This window comes from Microbacterium aureliae, assembly GCF_054780155.1.
This window is the reverse complement of the sequence record NZ_BAAGWW010000002.1, coordinates 864,420-883,274: the sequence shown is the minus strand read 5'-3', so window position 1 is coordinate 883,274 and position 18,855 is coordinate 864,420. Positions and strand designations below refer to the sequence as shown.

The following is an 18,855-nucleotide window of genomic DNA, read 5'->3' as shown; positions in this document are numbered from 1 at the left end:
GTCAGGCGGCGGAGTAGCGGCCCGACGCGACAGCGCGGGCGCGGGCCTTGGCCGCCTCCTCGTCGCGGTTCTTGGGCGGAGCGGTGGTCACCAGGTCGTCGAGCAGGTGCTGGGTGACGTGCGCGATCTCGTGGACGGCGCGGTCGAAGGCATCCTGGTTCGCCTTCGAAGGCTTCGTCGTCCCCGCGATCTTGCGCACGTACTGCAGCGCCGCCGCGTGCACCTCGTCCGAGGTGGCGGCGGGCTCGAAGTTGTGGAGCGTGTGGATGTTCCGGCACATGTCGGCGACGATACGCCGGATGCCGGCATCCGTCACCGCTTGTAGTTGGGCGCCTCGACGACGATCTGCACGTCGTGCGGGTGGGACTCCTTCAGCCCCGCCGGCGTGATGCGCACGAACCGGCCCTTGGCCTTCAGCTCTTCGATGGTGCGGGCGCCGACGTAGAACATCGACTGCCGCAGGCCGCCCACCAGCTGGTAGGCGACGGCCGACAGCGGGCCGCGGTAGGCGACCTGGCCCTCGATGCCCTCGGGGATCAGCTTGTCGTCGCTGGGGACGTCGGCCTGGAAGTAGCGGTCCTTCGAGTACGAGGTCTTCTTGCCGCGGGTCTGCAGCGCGCCGAGCGATCCCATGCCGCGGTACTGCTTGAACTGCTTGCCGCCCTGGAACACGATCTCGCCCGGCGACTCGTCCGTCCCCGCCAGGAGCGAGCCCAGCATGACGGTGTCCGCACCGGCGACGAGGGCCTTGGCGATGTCGCCCGAGTACTGCAGGCCGCCGTCGGCGATGACGGGGACGTCCGCCTCGCGCGCGGCCAGCGACGCCTCGTAGATCGCCGTCACCTGGGGCACGCCCACGCCCGCCACGACGCGCGTGGTGCAGATCGAGCCCGGTCCGACGCCCACCTTGACCGCGTCGACGCCCGCGTCGATGAGCGCCTTCGCACCCTCTCGCGTGGCGACGTTGCCGCCGATGACGTCGATGTGCTCGAAGGACGCGTCGGCCTTCAACCGCTTGACCATCTCGATGACACCGGCGGACTGCCCGTTCGCGGTGTCGACGACGAGGACGTCCACCCCGGCGTCGCGCAGCGCCTCGGCGCGCTCCCACGCGTCGCCGAAGAAGCCGATCGCGGCACCCACGCGCAGGCGGCCCTGCTCGTCCTTGGTGGCCAGGGGGTACTTCTCGCTCTTGTCGAAGTCCTTGATGGTGATGAGGCCGGCGAGCTTGCCGCCCTCGTCGATGAGCGGCAGCTTCTCGACGCGGTGCTTGGCGAAGGTCGCGATGACCTCACCGGCGCCGATGCCGACGGGGGCGGTGATGAGGTTCTCGGTCGTCATCACGTCGCGCACGAGCGTGGTCTGCCGCTCGAAGCCCGAGACGAAGCGCATGTCGCGGTTGGTGACGATACCGACCAGGCGCCCGTCGTCGTCGACGACCGGCAGCCCCGAAATCCTATAGGTCGCGCACAGCGCGTCGACCTCTTCGATGGTGGCGTCGGGGGTGGTGGTGATCGGGTCGGTGATCATGCCCGACTCGCTGCGCTTGACGCGGTCGACCATCGCGGCCTGGTCGGCCACCGAGAGGTTCCGGTGGATGATTCCGATGCCGCCCTCGCGCGCGATGGCGATCGCCAGGCGCGCCTCGGTGACGGTGTCCATCGCCGCCGACAGCAGGGGCGTGGCGACGGTGATGCGGCGCGTCACCCGGCTGGAGGTGTCGGCCTCGCTCGGGATGACGTCGGTGTGCCCCGGCAGCAACAGGACGTCGTCATAGGTCAGTCCGACGAAACCGAACGGGTCGTGGTGCTCCATGGGGGTTCTCCTGCGCGCGTGCCTTGCCTGCACGGGCGTGTAGCTCGAGGGGGACGACGGCGGCCGGCGCACGGAGCGCCGCCTTCGATTCTAAGCGCCCGCGCATGCCGATTCATTCCCGGATGCCGGGCCCGACACGCCCGGGATGACAGGGCTCCCGCAGCGTGGAGTCCCGATTCCATCACGTCTCGAACATGTATATCCCCCGAAACAGCGGCGACACATTACGCTCTTACCGTCGTTCATCACGGCCGATGCGACCCGGTAATCGGCGCTGCGTGGTGTGCCGAACTGGGAGGTTCTGTGAGTCCTGTGACTGAGGTCGCGATGCGCACGACGCATCGGCGAACGGTCTTCGCACTCCTGGCGCTCCTGTTGATGCTCATGGGACTCTTCGCGACCTCGGCGCCTGCCGTCGCGGCCGAGGACGACCCGTACCGCATCAGCGGGAACGTCCAGCTCGATGGCGAGCCGCTGGAAGGAGTCGTCCTCACCATCGACGGCCCCGGCGGGATGCAAGAGGTCGAGACCGACGAGAATGGCCAATGGCGCGTCGGCGTCCCTGAGCGCGGCGAGGACTACACCGTCACCCTCGACGAGAACACGCTGCCCGAGGGCATCGCCGTGGTCGACGACGAGGATGACACCCCCAACGTCAAAGAGGTGACGATGGGCCAGGGCGGCCGGGTCACGGTGAACTTCTTCATCGGCGAAGGAGAACGCAACGTCACGAGCTTCTTCGACCAGCTCATCCAGCGCCTCGTGCAGGGCATCAGCTTCGGCCTCATGCTCGCCCTCGCCGCCGTCGGCCTGACGCTGGTGTACGGCACGACCGGCATCTCGAACTTCGCCCACGGCGAGATGGTCACCTTCGGGGCGGTGAGCGCACTGGTCCTCGTGGGGCCGGCGAGCCTCGCCCTGCCGTGGTGGCTCGGCCTGCCCGTGGCGGTGATCCTCAGCGCCGTCCTCGGACTGCTCATGGACATGGCGCTGTGGCGGCCGCTGCGCCGGCGCCGCGTCGGCATCGTGCAGCTGATGATCGTCAGCATCGGCCTCTCGCTGGCGCTGCGCTACATCTTCCAGTTCTTCATCGGCGGCGGGACGGCCCAGCTGCCGTTCTCGACGGCACCCAAGATCCCCCTCTTCGGCGCCGTGCAGATGAGCGTCATCGACATGGTGTCGATCGTCATCTCGATCCTCGTCATCGTCGCGTTCGCGCTGTGGCTCACCCGCTCCAAGCTCGGCAAGGCGACCCGCGCGATCTCGGACAACCCTTCGCTCGCGGCGGCCTCGGGCATCGACGTCGACTTCGTCGTGCGCGTGGTGTGGATCATCGCCGGCGGTCTCGCCGGTCTCGCCGGCATCCTGTACGCCTATTACCGCCCCGGCATCCGCTGGGACATGGGCGCCCAGGTGCTGCTGCTGATGTTCGCCGCGGTCGTCCTCGGCGGTCTCGGCACCGCGTACGGTGCCCTCATCGGCGCGCTCATCGTCGGCATCCTCGTCGAGGCGTCCAGCCTCTGGATCCCCGCGGACCTGAAGTTCGCGAGCGCGCTGTTCATCCTCATCGTGATCCTGCTGTTCCGACCACAGGGCATCCTCGGTCGGCGCGAGAGAATAGGTTAAGGCGAACCCATGGACTGGCTTCAGATTCTCTCCAACTCGGCCTCGTCGATCCTCAGCCCCGCGACCATGGGCTACGCCCTGGCGGCGCTGGGACTGGCGGTGCACTTCGGCTACGCCGGCCTGATCAACATGGGCATCGCCGGCTTCATGGCCATCGGCGCCTACGGCTACGCGATCTCGGTGCTCACCTTCGGCTTCCCGTGGTGGCTCGCCGCCCTCACCGGGCTCGTCGCCGCGGCGGTGTTCGCCCTCATCCTCGGCATCCCGACGCTGCGGCTCCGCGGCGATTACCTGGCGATCGTGACGATCGCCGCCGCCGAGGTGCTGCGCCTGCTGTTCCTCACCACCGCGTTCGACGATGTCACCGGCTCGGCCGACGGCCTGAGCGGGTACCACGCGAGCTTCCGCGCCTCGAACCCCATTCCGGACGGGACGTACGGGTTCGGACCGTGGATGTACAACGAGAACCAGTGGTGGGTCCGGATCATGGGCCTCACCACGATCGCCCTGGCGCTGCTGGTGGTGTGGATGCTCACGCACAGCCCGTGGGGCCGCGCGCTCAAGGGCATCCGCGAGGACGAGGACGCCGTGCGCTCGCTCGGCAAGAACGTCTTCTCGTACAAGCTGCAGTCGCTCGTCCTCGGCGGCGTCATCGCGGCGGCCGGCGGCATCATCTACGCGCTCCCCTCGGCGATCAGCCCCGGTGTGTACGTGACGTCGCTGACGTTCTTCGTGTGGACGGCGCTGCTCCTCGGCGGTGCGGCCACGGTGTTCGGGCCGCTGCTGGGCTCGCTCATCTTCTGGGTGCTGCAGACATTCCTGTCGAACGTGCTGCCGGCCCTCGCCTCGGCCGGCCTCCTGTTCGGCATGTCGTCGATCCAGGCGGCGACGCTGCGGTTCATCCTCGTCGGCGTCGCCCTCATGCTGCTGGTGATCTTCATGCCCCAGGGGCTGCTCGGAAACAAGAAGGAGCTGACCTTTGTCAAGTGAAGCCGGCGCCACCGCGCCGAAGACCGGCCCCGTCGCCCGACCCAAGACCACCGGGCTGCACAAGGGCGACGCCGCCCCCGGCTGCGCGAAGGTCGACCCGATCATCGTCGCCGACCGCGTCCGCCGCTCGTTCGGCGGTGTGCGGGCCGTCGACGTCGACCACCTCGAGATCCCGCGCGGGGCGATCACCGCTCTGATCGGGCCGAACGGCGCGGGCAAGACCACGCTGTTCAACCTGCTTACCGGCTTCGACAAGCCCGACGAGGGAACGTGGAGCTTCGACGGCAAGGACCTCTCGGGGGTCCCCGCCTACAAGGTGGCCCGCATGGGCCTGGTCCGCACGTTCCAGCTCACCAAGGCGCTCGGCCTGCTGACCGTCCTCGAGAACATGAAGCTCGGCGCGAAGGATCAGCGCGGCGAGCGGTTCTTCGCGAGCCTCATCCCCGCCCTGTGGCGGGCGCAGGAGCAGGAGCACGAGACCCGTGCCATGGGCATCCTGAAGAAGTTCAAGCTCGACACGAAGGCGGCGGACTTCGCCGCGAGCCTGTCGGGCGGGCAGCGCAAGCTTCTCGAGATGGCCCGGTCGCTCATGACGGACCCGACGCTGGTGATGCTCGACGAGCCGATGGCGGGCGTGAACCCCGCGCTGACGCAGTCGCTGCTGGACCACATCCTCGACCTGAAGGACGAGGGGATGACGGTGCTGTTCGTCGAGCACGACATGCACATGGTGCGCCACATCGCCGACTGGGTCGTCGTGATGGCAGAGGGCCGCATCGTCGCCGAGGGTGACCCGTACACGGTCATGCGCGATCCCGCCGTCATCGACGCCTACCTCGGCGCCCACCAGGAGGTCGACCTCGGCGTGGTCACCGGCCGCATCGACATCATCCACGCCGACAAGACGACGGATGCCGCAGCCTCGGCCGCCGTCAGCGCGGACGACATCGAAGCCGCAGGCGCCGCGGAACTGGACGCTGAAGAGAAAGAGAACGGCAAGTGAGCACCGATACCGCCACCGGCACCCCGGTCGTCGTCGTCGAGGACGTCCACGCCGGCTACCTGCCGGGGGTCAACATCCTCAACGGCTGCAACCTCGTCGCCCACAAGGGCGAGCTCATCGGCATCATCGGCCCGAACGGCGCCGGAAAGTCGACGCTGCTCAAGGCGATCTTCGGGCAGGTGAACATCCGCGACGGCCGCGTGTCGCTCGAGGGCGACGACATCACCGGGCTGAAGGCCAACAAGCTCGTCTCGCGCGGGGTCGGGTTCATCCCGCAGACGAACAACGTCTTCCCCTCGCTGACGATCGAAGAGAACCTGCAGATGGGGCTCTACCAGCGTCCGTCGGCCTACGCCGAGCGGCTGGAGTTCGTCACCGGGATCTTCGGCGAGCTGAAGAAGCGCCTCAAGCAGCGCGCGGGATCACTGTCGGGCGGTGAGCGCCAGATGGTGGCGATGAGCCGCGCTCTCATGATGGACCCGAAGGTGCTGCTGCTCGACGAGCCGTCGGCGGGCCTCTCGCCCGTCCGCCAGGACGAGGCGTTCATCCGGGTGTCCGAGATCAACAAGGCCGGAGTCACCTGCATCATGGTCGAGCAGAACGCGCGGCGCTGCCTGCAGATCTGCGACCGCGGCTACGTCCTCGATCAGGGCCGGGACGCCTACACCGGCTCGGGACGCGACCTGCTGAATGACCCCAAGGTCACCGAGCTGTACCTGGGCACGCTGGGCACCTGAGCGGTGTCGATGAGGGGGCGGATGCCGACGGCATCCGCCCCCTCTCGTGCGCGCCGTCGCGGGACCTCCGTCGCCGTCGGGGTGGGTGGACGTGGGACGGGCGCCGGTTGAGTTGACGCTATCCGTCGCCAACCGCCCCCGTGACCGCGAACGGCGTCAACTCCGGGGCCGCCGGGCCGGCGCGAGCTGGCCGGGTTGACGGCATCCGTCACCAACCGCCCCAATGACCGCAAGTAGCGTCAGCCCCCGCGCCGCGGGTACGCGAAGGGGCCCCGGATCCGAAGATCCGGGGCCCCCACGATCGAGCGGGACTCAGCCCTCGTAGGCGAAGTAGTTGTTGTCCTCGCCGAACTCGTAGATGCCGATCGACGCCTCGGTCGGGTCGCCGACCTCGTTGAACGTGATCGGGCCCGAGATGCCGTCGTAGTCGGCGGTACCGCCTCCGACGATGATCTCGGCGCACTCGGCGTAGGTCGAGCACTTCTCGCCCTCACCGGCGCCGCCCGAGACCTCGATGAGCTTCTCGGCCATGGCCGCCGGGTCGTTCGAGCCGGCCGCGAGGGCGGCCAGCGCGAGCAGCACGGTGGCGTCGAAGGACTCGGCCGCGTAGCTGTACTCGGTCAGCGCGTCCTCACCCTCCTCCTCGAGGAAGGCGTCCAGGCTCGAGGTGAAGTCGGTCAGCGTGTCGATCGACAGACCGGGCAGGGTGCCCTTGGCGCCGGTGAGCGAGCCTTCGGGCAGCTCGTCGCCGAAGTTCGAGAGGTTGCCGTCGACGAAGTACAGCTTGTCGCCGGGGAACTCGCCGAGCAGGCTCGGCAGGATCGTGGCGACCTCTTCGAACGTGATCAGGACGATCGCGTCGGGGTCGGCCGCGACGACCTCGGCGATCTGCGCGTCGAAGGTGGTGTCACCGGTGTTGTAGGTGGGCGCGGCCACGACCTCGCCGCCGGCGGCCTCGAAGGCCTCGGTGACGTACTTGGCCAGGCCCGTGCCGTAGGAGTCGTTCAGCACGATCATGCCGAGCTTCTGCACACCGTCCTCGGCGATCAGGTTGCCGAGCACCTCGCCCTGCAGCACGTCCGAGGGGGCGGTGCGGAAGTACAGCCCGTTGTCCTCGTAGGTGGTGAAGGCGTCCGAGGTGTTGGCGGGCGAGAACTGGATGACGCCCGCGCCGACCAGCTGGTCGATGAACTGCAGCGAGGTGCCCGAGGACGCCGCGCCGATGACGGCAGACACGTTCTCGCCGAGCAGACGCGGGATCTCGGTCTCGTACGCCTTGTTGTCGGTGTCGCCCGAGTCGCCGTAGACGACGTCCAGGGTCAGCCCGGTGTCCTCGGAGACCTCGTTGATCTGCGCTGCCGCGAAGGCGACGCCGGCCTCTTCGGGCGGGCCGAGGAAGGCCAGGTTGCCGGTCTGGGGCAGGGCGGTGCCGATCTTGAGGCTGATCTCTTCGGAAGGCTCGGCGGGGCCGTTGGTGGCATTGCCGCCGCCGCCCCCGTCACCTGAGGCGCATCCGGCGAGGACGAGTGCGCTGACGCCGACCGCGGCGATGCCGCCGAGGACCTTGCCGGCGCGCGAACGTGAGAAGACGCTCATTGTGCTCCTTGCTGTATGAGTCGGGCAGGCCCTAGGGCCCCCAGTTCCCACAAACCTAACCGCGCGCATCGCTCGCGAATGTTGCCATTCGTTAACGATGTGTAACGGGATTCGAGGGTCCCGGCGGACCGGACATACCCCCGAGAGGTATACACTCGATGATCGGTACCCCTCAGGGGTATCGCTCACGAAGCGAAAGGTGATGACATGACCGAGAAGTACGAGTACACCGTGACGGGCATGACCTGCGGGCACTGCGAGTCGAGCGTCCGCAGCGAGGTCTCGCAGCTGGCCGGCGTCACCGGCGTCGAGGTGAGCGCCAAGTCCGGCACCCTCGTCGTCGAGTCCGAGGCCCCGCTCGCCGACGCCGACGTCATCGCCGCCGTGGATGAGGCCGGCTACCAGGCGGTCCGCGCCTGATGTCCGCTCCCGCGTCGGCGACCGGGCCCGGCGCGCGCGTCGAACTCCAGATCGGAGGCATGACGTGCGCGTCGTGTGCGGCGCGCATCGAGAAGAAGCTCAACCGGATGCCGGGAGTCGCGGCATCCGTGAACTACGCCACCGAGAAGGCGGTCGTGCACGTGCCGGCGGACATGGACGCCGCCGCGCTCATCGCCGAGGTGGAGAAGACCGGCTACACCGCCGCGGTGCCCGCTCCCCCGCGGGAGGCGGCCCCCGAGGCGGAGCCGGTGGACGAGGAGCTGGTGCGGCTGCGCCAGCGGGTCATCGGCTCGGCGATCCTGACCGTCCCGGTGATCGTCCTGGCGATGGTGCCCGCCCTGCAGTTCACCTACTGGCAGTGGGCGTCGCTGGCGCTCGCGGCGCCGGTCGTCGTGTGGGGCGCATGGCCGTTCCATCGCGCGGCGGGCGTGAACCTGCGCCACGGCGCGGCGACGATGGACACCCTGGTCTCGATGGGCGTGTCGGCGGCCTTCCTGTGGTCGCTGTACGCCCTCTTCCTCGGACACGCGGGCATGCCCGGAATGACCCACGCGTTCGAGTGGACCATCCAGCGCTCCGACGGCGCGGGCGACATCTACCTCGAGGTCGCCGCCGGCGTGACGACGTTCGTGCTGCTGGGCCGCTACTTCGAGCTGCGCTCCAAGCGGCGCGCGGGGGCGGCTCTTCGTGCGCTGCTCGACGTCGGCGCGAAGGACGCCGCGGTGCTGCGCGGCGGCACCGAGATCCGCGTGCCGGTCGCGCAACTGCTGGTCGGCGACGAGTTCGTCGTCCGACCCGGCGAGAAGATCGCGACGGACGGCGTCGTCGTCTCGGGGTCGTCGGCGGTGGACGCCTCGATGGTCACCGGCGAGTCGGTGCCCATCGAGGTCGAGCCCGGAGACGCCGTCATCGGCGCTACCGTCAACGCCGGCGGACGCCTCGTCGTCCGCGCGACGCGCGTGGGCGACGACACCCAGCTGGCGCAGATGGCGCGGCTGGTGGAAGAGGCGCAGTCCGGCAAGGCCGAGGTGCAGCGGCTGGCCGACCGCATCTCGGGGGTCTTCGTCCCGATCGTCGTCGCGATCGCCGTCACCACCCTCGTCGTGTGGCTGGCGCTCGGGTGGCCGCTCGCGTCGGCGGTGACCGCCGCCGTCGCCGTCCTCATCATCGCGTGCCCGTGCGCGCTCGGCCTGGCCACCCCGACGGCGCTGCTGGTCGGCACCGGCCGCGGCGCGCAGCTCGGCATACTCATCCGCGGTCCCGAGGTGCTGGAGTCCACGCGCCGGGTCGACACCGTCGTGCTCGACAAGACCGGCACCGTCACAACCGGACGGATGTCGCTCGCGGATGCCGTTCCCACCCCCGGCGTCGACACCGCCGAGCTGCTGCGGCTGGCCGGATCGGTCGAGCACGCTTCGGAGCACCCCATCGCCCGGGCGATCGCCGACGCGGCCGAGGACCTCGCCCCCGTCGAGTCCTTCCAGTCCCACGCGGGCCACGGCGTGACCGGCGTCGTCGACGGGCACGCCGTCGTCGTCGGGCGGCGCGCGCTGCTGGCCGAGTGGGCGGTGCCGCTTCCCGCACAGCTCGAGAAGGCGATGACGGATGCCGAGTCCCTCGGCCGCACGGCTGTCGCCGTCGCGTGGGACGGCGAGGCGCGCGGCGTCCTCGTCGTGTCCGACCAGGTCAAGCCCACGAGCGCCGAAGCGGTCGCGCAGCTGCGCGCCCTGGGCCTCGAGCCGGTGCTCCTCACCGGCGACAACGCCACCGCCGCCGCCGCGATCGCGCGCGAGGTGGGGATCGAGCGGGTCACCGCCGAGGTCCTGCCCGCCGACAAGGTCGCCGTGGTCAAGGCGCTGCAGGACGAGGGCCGGGTCGTCGCGATGGTCGGCGACGGCGTGAACGACGCCGCCGCCCTCGCGCAGGCCGATCTCGGCATGGCGATGGGAACGGGCACGGATGCCGCCATCGAGGCCGGCGACATCACCCTGGTGCGCGGCGACCTGCGAAGCGCCGCCGAGGCCGTCCGGCTCTCGCGGTCGACCCTCGGCACGATCAAGGCCAACCTGTTCTGGGCCTTCGCCTACAACGTCGCGGCGATCCCGCTGGCGGCGCTGGGGCTGCTCAACCCGATGATCGCCGGCGCGGCGATGGCGTTCTCGAGCGTCTTCGTCGTCGGCAACAGCCTGCGCCTGCGGCGCTTCCGCCCCACCCCTCGTCTGGAGCAGTCATGACTCTCGAAGCACCGGCATCCGCTGACATCACCGTCGATCATTCGCACCACGGGTACATCACCGACAAGGCGAAGTACCTCAACCGCCTGAAGCGCATCGAGGGTCAGGCGCGCGGCATCGCCAAGATGGTCGAGGACGAGAAGTACTGCATCGACATCCTCACGCAGGTGTCGGCGCTGACGTCGGCGCTCGAGGCCGTCGCGCTCGGGCTGCTCGACGACCACCTGCGGCACTGCGTGGTGGATGCCGCGCGCGCCGGCGGCGCCGAGGCGGACGCCAAGATCACCGAGGCCTCGCAGGCGATCGCCCGCCTCGTGCGGTAGGTCCCCGGGCGCGCGCCGCCGGCGCCGTGGCGCCCCGGCTAGGAGATACGCACTCGTGAGGATGCGGCCCGCGCCCGGGATCCTTCCCAGCCTCACTTCTCCTCGCCGGCGCACCGGGCGCGGACTTCTCGCCCGGGTGCGCCGCCGGTCAGTCGCGGCCAGCCGGATAGGAGATGCGCATCCGTGAGGATGCGGCCCGCGCGCGGCATCCTTCCCAGCCTCATTTCTCCTCGCCGGCGCACCGGCACCGGAGCGACCAGGCTCAGGTGAGCTCGGCGACGTCGGACACCGCGGTCCGCGACCGGCGGGCCGCCACGAGGGAGTCGACCGTGAGGACGGTCAGCGCCAGCCAGACCAGCGCGAACCCGATCCAGCGCTCCAGCGGCATCGGCTCGCCGAGGATCCAGGCGCCGGTGATGAACTGCATGATCGGCGCGACGAACTGCAGCAGTCCCACGAGCGTCAGCGGCGCACGGCGCGCCCCGGCGGCGAAGAACAGCAGCGGCACGGCCGTCATGGCCCCGGCGAGCAGGATGAGCACGGTGTGCCACGCGCCCAGGGTGCCGATCGTGAGCCCCGTCGTCGCGGCCACCGCGACAACCTGGGCGACGGCGACGGGCGCGAGCCACAGCGACTCCAAGGTGAGGCCGCTGACGGCGTCGACCGAGGGGCCGATGCGCTTCTTCACCAGCCCGTACAGCGCGAACGAGCAGGCCAGCGTCAGGGCGATCCACGGGAACGACCCGTAGCCGACGATGATGACGGCGACCGCGACGCCGGCGATCCCGAGCGCGACCCACTGCGTCGTCCGCAGCCGCTCGCGCAGCAGCAGCACGCCCAGCAGCACGGTGAAGATCGGGTTGATGAAGTACCCGAGGCTGGTCTCGATCACGTGACCGGTGAGGGTCGCGATGAGGAACACCTGCCAGTTGACGTAGATGACCGCCCCAGCGAGCACCGTCCACAGCACCAGCCGCCGGTTGCGCAGGATCGCGAACAGCTTCGGCCACGTCCGCGTGACCGTGAGCAGCACGGCGCAGAAGGCCAGCGACAGCAGGATCCGCCACGCGACGACCTCCCACGGCCCCGTCGGTGCGAGCGCCAGGAAGTACAGCGGCAGGAACCCCCACAGCACGTAGGCGGTGAAGGCGTACACCCCGCCCAGGAAACGCTCGCGAGCGGCATCCTGCTCGCCGACGGATGCCGGTGGCACCGCGACCCCGCCGGTCCGTGCGGTCGTGTCGGGGTGGGGCTCTGGCGTCACCCGATCAGCCTACGACCGCCGCGGGGGTCGATCCGGCGGGAATCGGCCGCGGCATCGCGCGCCGCCTGCCGACATGCGCAGGAAGACTGCCACGGCGCACGAGAAGAGGGCCGGGTGCCGAAGCACCCGACCCTCTGCGTCGCGTTGCGCGGAACGCGGGAAGTGTCAGCGGACGACGACCGCGAGGACGTCGCGGGCCGACAGGACGAGGAACTCGTCACCGCCGAACTTGACCTCGGTCCCGCCGTACTTGCTGTAGATGACGCGGTCGCCGACGGCGACGTCGAGCGGGACGCGGTTGCCGTTGTCGTCGATACGGCCCGGGCCCACCGCCACGACCTCGCCCTCCTGGGGCTTCTCCTTGGCGGTGTCGGGGATGACCAGACCGCTGGACGTGGTCTGCTCGGCCTCGACCTGCTTGATGACGATGCGGTCCTCGAGCGGCTTGATGGAAACCGACACGGGTCTACCTCTGCTTTCCTTGAGAATCAAGACTCGTTAGCACCCACACGCTGAGAGTGCTAACGAGAGTCTAGGCAAGCGACTGGCACTCTTGCAACGTGAGTGCCAAAGCCGGGCGGATGCCGTCGGCCGGGCCCGCGGACAGGGGCTCGCACCCGCATAGGCTGGGTCGATGGAGATGGCCGAGCTGACCGCCCTGCTCACCCCCGCGGGCCTGCGGCTGCTGGACGATCTCGGTCCCGTCACGTCGACCGAGGATGTCGCCCGCGCCGTGTCGCGCCTGCGGAAGGCGGGCCACTCCCCCGATCTCGTGTCGGCCGTCGTGGGGCAGGCGAGGCTCCGCGCGAAGGGCGAGGCGAAGTTCGGCCCGTTCGCCGGGCGGATGCTGTTCACGCGCGCCGGTCTCGAGCAGGCGACCCGGCTGGGGGTCGCCGCTCGCCACGCGGCGCGGTTCCGGGACGCCGGCATCACCCGGGTCGCCGACCTCGGCTGCGGCATCGGCGGCGACGCCCTCGGGATGGCCGCCCTCGGGATCGAGGTCGACGCCGTCGACGCCGACGAGGTGACCGCCGCGATCGCCGCCTACAACCTCGCCCCGTTCGGCGACGACGCGCGGGTGCGGCACGCGACCGCCGAGGCGGCGGCCGCAGAGCTGTTCCCGGATGCCGGGGGCCCGGCATCCGCCGATCTCGGGCCGCAGGCGGTGTGGCTGGATCCGGCGCGGCGAACCGCCGGGCACGGAGAGACCTCGCGCACCGGTCACGAGGACTGGTCGCCGTCGCTGGAGTGGGTGTTCGACCTGGCGCGGCGCGTGCCGGCGGGCATCAAGCTGGGTCCGGGCATGGACCGCGACCTGCTGCCGGAGGGCTTCGAGGCGCAGTGGGTGAGCGCCGACGGCTCGACGATCGAGCTCGTGCTGTGGTCGGGCGTCCTGGCGCGGCCGGGGGTGACGCGCGCGGCCCTGGTGATGCGCGGCGATCAGGCCTTCGAGCTGACCGCCCCGGCGGATGCCGTGGACGAGCCCGCGCGCGAGCTCGGGGCGTTCGTGCACGAGCCGGACGGCGCGGTGATCCGGGCGCGGCTCATCGGCGACGTGGCGCGCGAGCTCGAGGCGGGGATGCTGGACGAGCGGATCGCGTACCTCACCGGCGACGCGGCAGTGACGAGTCCGTTCGTGCAGTCGTTCCGGGTGCGCGAGACCCTGCCCGCCGACACCAAGGCGCTCGGGCAGGCGCTGCGCGCCCGCGGCATCGGCCGGCTCGAGATCAAGAAGCGCGGCGTGGACGTCGACCCCGCGGCCCTGCGCACGAAGCTGAAGCTGCGCGGTGACGAGTCGGCGACGCTGCTGCTCACGCGCGTCGGGTCGTCGCGGGTGGCGATCCTGGCCGATCGCGTCAGCGGAACAGATTCATCGGGACCGCGCTGAGCAGGTTCGCCTGTGTCGCGGCGAACCACAGCCACCCGGCGCTGTAGACGAGGGACACCGCGGCGAGCACGATCGCCCAGACCGCCACCGGGCGGCTCTCGGTCGGCCGGCGCAGGGCGAGGATGCCCGAGATCACCGCGACGATGCCGATCGGAAAGCCCCAGCCCACCACGAGCGACGCGGCCAGTCCCATGACCGCGAAGGCCAGCGCCCATCCCGACAGCCCGCGCTGCGGACCGGCCGGCTGGACCTGCGCCCACACCGCGTCGGTGTCGATCGTCGGGCCGCTCGGCACCGTCACGTCGACGGGCCCGGTCGGCAGCCGCGAGAAGCCGCCCCGGTGCTGGCCGGGCAGCGCGGACGACGCCGCGCGCGCCTCGACGTCGGGCGACGGGGGCTCGACCGGCAGATGAGCTCGCGAGTCCGTCATGCGGCCCCCTTTCGGGCGACCTGGATCTCGGTGACGGGCAGCGTCGAGTCCGCGCCGAACTCCAGCGTCGACGGCGGGCGCCCCGACCGGATGAGCTCGGCGGCCAGCGCCGCGATCATCGCGCCGTTGTCGGTGCACAGCGACAGCGGGGGGATCCGGACGGTCACGCCCGCGGCATCCGCCCGTTCGAGCGCCACGTCGCGCAGCCGCTTGTTGGCGATGACGCCGCCCCCCAGGAGCAGGCGCGGCACGCCGTGGTCGGCGCACGCGGCGAGCGCCTTGGTGACCAGGACGTCGACGACCGCTTCACGGAAGGATGCCGCCACATCGGCGACGGGGATCTCTTCGCCGGCCGCCTGCCGCTGCTCGACCCAGCGGGCGACGGCGGTCTTGAGGCCCGAGAACGAGAAGTCGTAGCGGTGGCGGGCCATGTCGCTCGCGCGCGACAGCCCGCGCGGGAACGCGATGGCACGGGGATCGCCGGCTGCGGCGGCGCGATCGATCTGGGGGCCGCCGGGGTAGGGCAGGCCGAGCAGGCGCGCGACCTTGTCGAACGCCTCGCCCGCGGCGTCGTCCATGGTCTCGCCGAGCATCTCGACGTCCGAGGTGAGGTCGCGCACGAGCAGCAGCGACGTGTGGCCGCCGCTGACCAGCAGCGCCACCGTCGGGTACTCGATGGGCGCCGTCGGCGCGGGCGACAGAATGTCGGCCGCGATGTGGCCGACGAGGTGGTTCACCGCGTACAGCGGGCGATCCAGCGACACCGCGAGCGCCTTCGCGGCGCCGACTCCCACCATGAGGGCCCCCGCCAGCCCGGGACCGCTGGTGACGGCGACCGCGTCGATATCCGCCAGCTCCACCTGCGCCTCGGCGAGCGCGGCGGCGATCGCCGGCTGGAGCGCCTCGAGGTGGGCGCGGGCGGCGACCTCGGGGACCACCCCGCCGTAGCGGGCGTGCTCGTCCATCGAGCTGGCGATGGTGTTGCTGAGCAGGGTCCGGCCGCGGACGATCCCGATGCCGGTCTCGTCGCAGCTGGTCTCGATGCCGAGCACCAGTGGCTCGTCGCGGTTCACGTGCACACTCCCCCGGTCGCGGCCGGCTCATCGCGCGCGGCGGCGGGCTGGTGAGCCTGCCAGCCGCGCAGGTCCAGGCGCATGACGACGGCGTCCACGCCGTCCGGCTGGTAGTAGTTCGGGCGCCGCGCGAGCTCGACGAACCCCTCCGAGGCGTACAGCGCCTGGGCGACGGGGTTGTCGGCGCGCACCTCGAGGAACACCTCGCGCACCCGGCGACGGACCGCCTCGTCGAGCAGGGTGCGAAGCAGCGCGCGCCCCCTGCCCCGGCCGCGGGCGCCGTCGGCGATCGTGATCGTCTGGATGTCGGCATCCGTCCCGCCGCGCACCGCCCGCAGACCCGCGTAGCCGACGAGCCGCCCCGCCTCCTCGACCACGACGTACCAGCCGTGGGGGGACGACAGCTCTTCGCGCATCATCGCCGGCGACCAGGCGTCGGTGGGGAAGGACGCCCGCTCGAGCGCCATGATCGCGTCGAGGTCGGCGGAAGTCGCGGGCCGCGTCGTCATGCGCTCACCCGCTTCGGTCCGGCGGATGCCGTGACGTCGGGCGAGCGCAGATACAGGGCGTCGGCGGGCCCGATCGTGCGCCCGGCGGCCACGGCGCGCGCGGCGGCGAGGGCGAGCATGGCGGCGGGGGTGCGCTCGGCATCCCGCCGCAGCGCCCCATGGGCGGCGAGCACGGAGTCCAGGTCGTCGCGCGGCGCGAGCGCAGCCTCGGCTACGCGGACCGGAAGGCCGTCGTCGTCGAGCCCGCGATACACCGTGTAGGCGTACTCGCGGCGGCGGGCGTCTGTGGCGACGGCGAAGAGTTCGTCGTCGGAGTCCTCGAAACCGCCCGTGAGCGCGTCGTGCAGCAGCAGCTCGAGGGCGACGGCGTCGTGGCTCGGCACCGGCACCACGGGGATCCCGCGGCCCACGGCGAACGTGCGGGCCGCGGCGATGCCGACGCGGAGCCCGGTGAACGGCCCCGGACCCATGCCGGCGGCGACGTGCGTGATGTCGGATGCCGTCACCTGCGCCTCGGCGAGCACCCGCTGCAGCAGGGTGCCGATGACCTCGGCGTGACCGCGGGGGTCGGTGCTCTCGAGGGCGGCGCGCACGACGCCGTCGGGCTCGACGACCGCGACCGCCGTGCCGAGCGAGGTGTCGATGCCCAGAATCACGGGTTCCAGGGTAGTCGCCCGGCGAGGCGCCCCCGGCGGCGGCCGGTGTGCGCGGGGCGCTGGGGCGCAGGTTCTCTGCTGCGGCGCAGGTTCGCAGCATCCGGAATTTCACTACGGCGCCCGTTTCCTGCTGCGGCGCACCAGATCCGCACCGCCGCAACAGCGAACGTGCGCCCCAGCGCTCAGGACCCCACCCCAGCACACCGCCGGCACTCGAGCCCCGGACCGCAGCCCGAACCCAAGCGCCCCGCGCGGGCGGCTACGGCCGGCGGGTGACGGTGACCACGCGCGGGGCGTCGGCGTCGAGCTCGGCCTCGCGGCCGGTGGTGCCGCATGCGCTGTCGACGCCGTGGCCGTGCCACTCGCGGTCGAGCTCGACCTCCCACCACGTGTCGCGCAGGCCGTCGACCATGCCGCGGCCCCACTCGACGATCGTCACCGAGCCGTCGAGGTCGATGTCGAGGTCGTCGAGTTCCACCGCCGAGCCCAGGCGGTAGGCGTCGACGTGCACGAGGGGTGCGCCGCCCACGAGCGAGGGGTGGGTGCGGGCGATGACGAAGGTCGGGCTCTGCACGGGTCCCCGCACGCCGAGACCCGCGGCGATGCCGCGGGTGAGGGTCGTCTTGCCGGCGCCGAGGGGTCCCGTGAGAACGACCAGATCACCCGGATGCAGCATCCTGCCCATCTGCTCACCCAGGGCTTCCATGGCATCGGGCGAGTCGACCTCGCGGCGTCCGACGAGCTCGTCCAGCCCGGTCACTGCGTCACCTGCCGTCGCGTCACCCGCGGACCGATGCGCGTGACGATCTCGTAGTTGATGGTTCCTGCCGCGTCGGCCCAGTCGTCCGCGGAGGGGACCCCGAGGGTCGGGTCGCCGAAAAGCACCGCCTCGTCGCCCACGGCGACGGGGTGATCGCCGACGTCGACGACGAACTGGTCCATGGCGATCCGGCCCGCGACCGTGAACCGGCGCCCGCCGATGGTCACCGGCCCCCACTCCGACGCCTGCCGCGGCACGCCGTCGGCGTAGCCGAGGGGCACGAGGGCGAGGGTCGTCTCGTGGTCGGTGCGATGCAGGTAGCCGTACGAGACCCCCTGCCCCGCCGGCACCCGCCGCACGGCCGCGACGGCGGCGCGCAGGGTCATCGCGGGGCGCAGGCCGAGGTCGGCCGAGGTGCGGTCGGCGAAGGGCGACAGCCCGTAGATCCCGATGCCGAGCCGCACGCAGCCCAGGCGCGCCTCGGGCAGGTCGATCGCGGCGTGGGTGGCGGCGATGTGCCGCAGCTGGGGGGCGAGACCCGCCGCGGCCGCGACGCCGAGCCCGTCGTGGAAGGCGCGCAGCGCCGCCCGGTCATCGGCATCCGAGGTGTTGGAGAGGTGGCTGAAGATCCCGACGACGCGCAGCTTGCCGAGGCGCTCGAGCCGCGCGGCCTCGGCGACGACCATCGGCCAGTCCCCCGGCGGGACGCCGTTGCGGCCGAGACCGGTCTCGAGCTTCAGGTGCACCGCGACGGGACGATCGGCGGATGCTGCGCCCGCGGCCTGCAGCAGCTGCTCGAAGCTCGAGATGCCGAGCTCGACGCTCAGCGCCGCGGCTTCGGCGAACGACGCCCCGGGCGCGTGGAGCCAGGCGACGAGCGGCGCGTCGATGCCGGCGCGGCGGAGGGCCACCGCCTCGGCGATGTCGGCGACGCCCAGGCGCGACGCACCGCCCTCGAGCGCGGCCGCCGCGGAGCGCGCCGCGCCGTGGCCGTACCCGTCGGCCTTGACCACGGCGATGACCTCGGAGCCGGTGAGCCGGCGCAGGTGCCGGACGTTGGCGGTGATCGCCGTCACATCCACGACGGCCTCGCGCATCACGCCCGCGGGGAGGCGGCTCATGCGCCCGCCCCCGCCGTCTCTGCCACCACGTATGCCGTCGCGAGCCCGGCGTCGTGCGACATCGACAGGTGAAGCGTCGTGATGCCGCGCTCGGCGACGGTCCGGGCGGTGGATCCCGACAGTGTGAACCACGGCCGACCCGAGGGCTCGGGCGTGATCTCGATCTCGGTCCAGTGGATGCCGTCGGAGCCGCCGAGCGCCTTGATCAGCGCCTCTTTCGCGGCGTAGCGGGCGGCGAGCGAACGGGGCTTGAGCTCGCGCTCCGCCGCCGAGAACAGGCGCTCGGCCAGGCGCGGGGTGCGCTCGAGGGTGCGCTCGAAGCGGGCGATATCGACCAGATCGACGCCGATTCCGACGATCATGCGACCTCCCTCCCTCTCACGCGCGGC

General features: G+C 71.4%; 20 protein-coding genes. 8 read left to right on the top strand and 12 right to left on the bottom strand.

Annotated elements, in window-relative coordinates; translation table 11 throughout:
* Position 1 precedes the first annotated feature (1 nt).
* Positions 2-280 carry a DUF2277 domain-containing protein gene (locus ACYVF4_RS10230; protein WP_460722313.1) on the bottom strand — a complete coding sequence of 93 codons (279 nt, stop codon included), beginning with the start codon at positions 278-280 and terminating at the stop codon, positions 2-4.
* 32 nt (positions 281-312) lie between these two features.
* Positions 313-1,815 (bottom strand): IMP dehydrogenase, encoded by a 1,503-nt coding sequence (gene guaB / locus ACYVF4_RS10225; RefSeq protein ID WP_460722311.1) that lies wholly within the window; start codon positions 1,813-1,815, stop codon positions 313-315.
* A 327-nt stretch (positions 1,816-2,142) separates the two neighbouring features.
* On the opposite strand from guaB, the gene ACYVF4_RS10220 reads away from it, so the two are divergent.
* From ACYVF4_RS10220 to ACYVF4_RS10205, 4 genes are read left to right on the top strand one after another with little or no spacing between them, the layout of a single operon-like run.
* Positions 2,143-3,441, top strand: coding sequence for a branched-chain amino acid ABC transporter permease (locus ACYVF4_RS10220; protein ID WP_460722309.1), 1,299 nt, complete (start codon positions 2,143-2,145; stop codon positions 3,439-3,441).
* Positions 3,442-3,450: 9 nt separating this feature from the next.
* A complete protein-coding gene (locus ACYVF4_RS10215) occupies positions 3,451-4,431 on the top strand; it encodes a branched-chain amino acid ABC transporter permease (protein WP_460722307.1) in 981 nt (326 codons plus the stop codon).
* Between the two features lie 55 nt (positions 4,432-4,486).
* Positions 4,487-5,434, top strand: coding sequence for an ABC transporter ATP-binding protein (locus ACYVF4_RS10210; RefSeq protein ID WP_460723118.1), 948 nt, complete (start codon positions 4,487-4,489; stop codon positions 5,432-5,434).
* Entirely contained in the window at positions 5,431-6,171 is a 741-nt protein-coding gene (locus tag ACYVF4_RS10205) for an ABC transporter ATP-binding protein (protein ID WP_460722305.1), read from the top strand. Before ACYVF4_RS10210 ends, ACYVF4_RS10205 begins: the two co-directional genes overlap by 4 nt.
* A 312-nt stretch (positions 6,172-6,483) precedes the next feature.
* Here ACYVF4_RS10205 and ACYVF4_RS10200 read toward each other — a convergent pair whose 3' ends face one another.
* Positions 6,484-7,767, bottom strand: coding sequence for an ABC transporter substrate-binding protein (locus ACYVF4_RS10200; protein WP_460722303.1), 1,284 nt, complete (start codon positions 7,765-7,767; stop codon positions 6,484-6,486).
* A 207-nt stretch (positions 7,768-7,974) separates the two neighbouring features.
* Here ACYVF4_RS10200 and ACYVF4_RS10195 point away from each other — a divergent pair, with 207 nt between their 5' ends.
* From ACYVF4_RS10195 to ACYVF4_RS10185, 3 genes are read left to right on the top strand one after another with little or no spacing between them, the layout of a single operon-like run.
* Complete coding sequence (locus tag ACYVF4_RS10195; RefSeq protein WP_460722301.1) at positions 7,975-8,187, top strand: heavy-metal-associated domain-containing protein; 213 nt, start codon at positions 7,975-7,977, stop codon at positions 8,185-8,187.
* The gene (locus tag ACYVF4_RS10190; protein ID WP_460722299.1) at positions 8,187-10,442 is read left to right on the top strand and encodes a heavy metal translocating P-type ATPase; all 2,256 of its coding nucleotides are present in this window, start codon (positions 8,187-8,189) and stop codon (positions 10,440-10,442) included. Before ACYVF4_RS10195 ends, ACYVF4_RS10190 begins: the two co-directional genes overlap by 1 nt.
* Entirely contained in the window at positions 10,439-10,765 is a 327-nt protein-coding gene (locus ACYVF4_RS10185) for a metal-sensitive transcriptional regulator (RefSeq protein ID WP_460722297.1), read from the top strand. Before ACYVF4_RS10190 ends, ACYVF4_RS10185 begins: the two co-directional genes overlap by 4 nt.
* 262 nt (positions 10,766-11,027) lie before the next feature.
* Here the strand turns inward: ACYVF4_RS10185 and rarD are convergent, their stop codons facing one another.
* Complete coding sequence (gene rarD, locus ACYVF4_RS10180; RefSeq protein ID WP_460723116.1) at positions 11,028-11,978, bottom strand: EamA family transporter RarD; 951 nt, start codon at positions 11,976-11,978, stop codon at positions 11,028-11,030.
* A gap of 216 nt (positions 11,979-12,194) precedes the next feature.
* Positions 12,195-12,491, bottom strand: coding sequence for a co-chaperone GroES (groES, locus tag ACYVF4_RS10175; RefSeq protein WP_251453483.1), 297 nt, complete (start codon positions 12,489-12,491; stop codon positions 12,195-12,197).
* Between the two features lie 172 nt (positions 12,492-12,663).
* Between groES and ACYVF4_RS10170 the strand changes: the two genes are divergently transcribed.
* Positions 12,664-13,917 carry a THUMP-like domain-containing protein gene (locus ACYVF4_RS10170; RefSeq protein WP_460722295.1) on the top strand — a complete coding sequence of 418 codons (1,254 nt, stop codon included), beginning with the start codon at positions 12,664-12,666 and terminating at the stop codon, positions 13,915-13,917.
* Here the strand turns inward: ACYVF4_RS10170 and ACYVF4_RS10165 are convergent.
* From ACYVF4_RS10165 to ACYVF4_RS10135, 7 genes are all read right to left on the bottom strand, one after another.
* A complete protein-coding gene (locus ACYVF4_RS10165) occupies positions 13,886-14,347 on the bottom strand; it encodes a hypothetical protein (protein ID WP_460722293.1) in 462 nt (153 codons plus the stop codon). The genes ACYVF4_RS10170 and ACYVF4_RS10165 overlap by 32 nt on opposite strands.
* Complete coding sequence (gene tsaD / locus ACYVF4_RS10160) at positions 14,344-15,420, bottom strand: tRNA (adenosine(37)-N6)-threonylcarbamoyltransferase complex transferase subunit TsaD (RefSeq protein ID WP_460722291.1); 1,077 nt, start codon at positions 15,418-15,420, stop codon at positions 14,344-14,346. Before tsaD ends, ACYVF4_RS10165 begins: the two co-directional genes overlap by 4 nt.
* Positions 15,417-15,929: a ribosomal protein S18-alanine N-acetyltransferase gene (rimI, locus tag ACYVF4_RS10155; RefSeq protein ID WP_460722289.1), complete on the bottom strand. Its 513-nt coding sequence runs from the start codon at positions 15,927-15,929 to the stop codon at positions 15,417-15,419. Before rimI ends, tsaD begins: the two co-directional genes overlap by 4 nt.
* A complete protein-coding gene (gene tsaB, locus ACYVF4_RS10150; RefSeq protein ID WP_460722287.1) occupies positions 15,926-16,585 on the bottom strand; it encodes a tRNA (adenosine(37)-N6)-threonylcarbamoyltransferase complex dimerization subunit type 1 TsaB in 660 nt (219 codons plus the stop codon). The genes rimI and tsaB overlap by 4 nt, the downstream gene beginning before the upstream one ends.
* 259 nt (positions 16,586-16,844) lie before the next feature.
* Positions 16,845-17,291: a tRNA (adenosine(37)-N6)-threonylcarbamoyltransferase complex ATPase subunit type 1 TsaE gene (tsaE, locus tag ACYVF4_RS10145; protein WP_460723114.1), complete on the bottom strand. Its 447-nt coding sequence runs from the start codon at positions 17,289-17,291 to the stop codon at positions 16,845-16,847.
* A gap of 50 nt (positions 17,292-17,341) precedes the next feature.
* Positions 17,342-18,466, bottom strand: coding sequence for an alanine racemase (gene alr, locus ACYVF4_RS10140; RefSeq protein ID WP_460722286.1), 1,125 nt, complete (start codon positions 18,464-18,466; stop codon positions 17,342-17,344).
* Positions 18,463-18,828: a holo-ACP synthase gene (locus ACYVF4_RS10135; RefSeq protein WP_460722284.1), complete on the bottom strand. Its 366-nt coding sequence runs from the start codon at positions 18,826-18,828 to the stop codon at positions 18,463-18,465. Before ACYVF4_RS10135 ends, alr begins: the two co-directional genes overlap by 4 nt.
* Positions 18,829-18,855: the final 27 nt, after the last annotated feature.

Bases quoted from the DNA above. Each gene is read 5' to 3' on its own strand.
- ACYVF4_RS10170 (WP_460722295.1), top strand. From the start codon at position 12,664: ATGGAGATGGCCGAGCTGACCGCCCTGCTCACCCCCGCGGGCCTGCGG.
- ACYVF4_RS10165 (WP_460722293.1), bottom strand. From the start codon at position 14,347: ATGACGGACTCGCGAGCTCATCTGCCGGTCGAGCCCCCGTCGCCCGAC.
- ACYVF4_RS10185 (WP_460722297.1), top strand. From the start codon at position 10,439: ATGACTCTCGAAGCACCGGCATCCGCTGACATCACCGTCGATCATTCG.
- ACYVF4_RS10135 (WP_460722284.1), bottom strand. From the start codon at position 18,828: ATGATCGTCGGAATCGGCGTCGATCTGGTCGATATCGCCCGCTTCGAG.
- ACYVF4_RS10195 (WP_460722301.1), top strand. From the start codon at position 7,975: ATGACCGAGAAGTACGAGTACACCGTGACGGGCATGACCTGCGGGCAC.
- guaB (WP_460722311.1), bottom strand. From the start codon at position 1,815: ATGGAGCACCACGACCCGTTCGGTTTCGTCGGACTGACCTATGACGAC.
- tsaE (WP_460723114.1), bottom strand. From the start codon at position 17,291: ATGGAAGCCCTGGGTGAGCAGATGGGCAGGATGCTGCATCCGGGTGAT.
- ACYVF4_RS10230 (WP_460722313.1), bottom strand. From the start codon at position 280: ATGTGCCGGAACATCCACACGCTCCACAACTTCGAGCCCGCCGCCACC.
- ACYVF4_RS10215 (WP_460722307.1), top strand. From the start codon at position 3,451: ATGGACTGGCTTCAGATTCTCTCCAACTCGGCCTCGTCGATCCTCAGC.
- alr (WP_460722286.1), bottom strand. From the start codon at position 18,466: ATGAGCCGCCTCCCCGCGGGCGTGATGCGCGAGGCCGTCGTGGATGTG.
- ACYVF4_RS10220 (WP_460722309.1), top strand. From the start codon at position 2,143: ATGCGCACGACGCATCGGCGAACGGTCTTCGCACTCCTGGCGCTCCTG.
- ACYVF4_RS10190 (WP_460722299.1), top strand. From the start codon at position 8,187: ATGTCCGCTCCCGCGTCGGCGACCGGGCCCGGCGCGCGCGTCGAACTC.
- rimI (WP_460722289.1), bottom strand. From the start codon at position 15,929: ATGACGACGCGGCCCGCGACTTCCGCCGACCTCGACGCGATCATGGCG.
- ACYVF4_RS10200 (WP_460722303.1), bottom strand. From the start codon at position 7,767: ATGAGCGTCTTCTCACGTTCGCGCGCCGGCAAGGTCCTCGGCGGCATC.